We start from the raw sequence: 1,617 nt of genomic DNA, 5'->3' as shown, positions 1-1,617 counted from the left end.
AAACACTCGGATTATTAGGTAAACTTGTCACTACCCCTTCTCTATTTGAACCATTTCGTAACGCAGCGTCAGCTACAGAAATTTGCGATTGTCTGTTAAAATTATTAGAGGTACGTGGCGATTTACAACGACAGGCAAATCGAAATAAAACACGCATTTTAGAATCTAACTTACCAAAATTATGGATTCTTACCCCCACAGCATCAGCGCAACTCTTATCAGGATTTGGTGCTAACCCAAAAGTTGGCTACCTTCCTGGAATCTACTTCATGCCAGAGTATTTGCGTACTGCAATAGTAGCAATTCATCAGTTGCCATCTATCTCAGAAACCTTATGGCTGAGAATCATCGGTAGAGGGAACGTTCAAAAGCAAGCAATTGACGAACTAGAAGCGCTTACTGCTGATAATCCTTTCCGAAAAGCAGCGTTAGAATTGCTGTACAACTTGCAACAGAACTTACAAGTCACCCAAAATCAAGACGAGGAAGATAGGGAATTACTTATGCGATTAGCACCACTTTACCAACAAGACCGAGAACAGGCGATACAAGAAGGTGAACAACGGGGACTCGAAACAGGAATTCAGCAGGGAGAATGCTTGGTGGTGGAAAACTTGCTCAAAGTTCGCTTTGGTGAAATAGATAATGAGCTTCAAGCAATTATTGAACCTTTACTGACGTTACCACCAGAAGAATTTACGCCTTTACTGTTGCATTTATCCCGTGAAGAATTAATTGATAGGTTTTCGTAGTGTCAATCACATATCCTTTACTGATTAGGGAAAAGAGTTAAACTCTTTTCCCGTTTTATTTTTTCCACTTTATAACTCACATTACAATGTAAAATCGAAGACATTAATACAGTATTATAAAAATCAATTTATAAGTTGTTTAACCAATGAAAAATTTATTTTATAGGTTTGCATCGTCATGGATTTTCTAACCGTTCTAGGATTAGCGGCTGCCACAATAACCACAATCTCTTTTTTGCCACAGATGTTTAAAACGTGGCGAACAAAATCAGCAAAAGATGTTTCTATGGTGACGCTAATTACATTCATAACTGGTGTTTTTTTGTGGTTAATCTATGGAATCTATTTACAAGCCTTACCAATTATTCTTGCTAATAGTGTGACATTGTTTTTTAACTTGATAATTTTATGGCTTAAAATTAAATATAGATAAAGAAACCCTGGCGATTAGAAATCTCGGCTAGACAAACTCTCGTCAGCCTGCGCGGACTAAAATAAAACCCACGTTCGCATACCGTCTCGTAGAAAAGAGAAGGAATGGTTTTTGCCTGTGTAGGCGCGAATTCTATGAGACTCCGTTATTTAAACACCCCTAACAACATCTGTGACATCATCTGTATTTACCTCTGAACACCTCCTTTTTACCCCCGCTAACCCAGATACCAACGCTATCCCCATCATCTTTGCTTTTCCCAATGAGTACAGCGTAGGTATCACTAGCCTTGGCTATCAGGTAGTTTGGGCAACCTTAGCAATGCGTGATGATGTGCAGGTGAGTCGCCTGTTTACAGATATTCACGAACAACTCCCTAGAACCCCGGAAATTATGGGATTTTCGATTTCCTGGGAACTGGATTATGTGAAT

General features: G+C 39.1%; 3 protein-coding genes and 1 pseudogene. 3 read left to right on the top strand and 1 reads right to left on the bottom strand.

The features are described from left to right. On the top strand, positions 1 to 752 hold a 752-nt coding region (locus VE944_RS16605), incomplete at its 5' end, for a hypothetical protein (RefSeq protein WP_324978887.1). A gap of 123 nt (positions 753 to 875) precedes the next feature. On the opposite strand, the gene VE944_RS16600 is transcribed toward VE944_RS16605, so the two are convergent. Further along, a complete protein-coding gene (locus VE944_RS16600; RefSeq protein ID WP_324978893.1) occupies positions 876 to 1,061 on the bottom strand; it encodes a hypothetical protein in 186 nt (61 codons plus the stop codon). Between VE944_RS16600 and VE944_RS16595 the strand changes: the two genes are divergently transcribed. Continuing rightward, entirely contained in the window at positions 988 to 1,185 is a 198-nt protein-coding gene (locus VE944_RS16595) for a SemiSWEET transporter (protein WP_324978890.1), read from the top strand. The genes VE944_RS16600 and VE944_RS16595 overlap by 74 nt on opposite strands. A 171-nt stretch (positions 1,186 to 1,356) precedes the next feature. Beyond that, a pseudogene (locus tag VE944_RS16590) lies at positions 1,357 to 1,617 on the top strand (radical SAM protein); the annotation flags it as partial.

The organism is Nostoc sp., from assembly GCF_035638895.1.
GTDB lineage: Bacteria > Cyanobacteriota > Cyanobacteriia > Cyanobacteriales > Nostocaceae > Nostoc.
The sequence above is the reverse complement of the archived record's forward strand: the minus strand, read 5'-3'. Positions and strand labels throughout refer to the sequence as shown.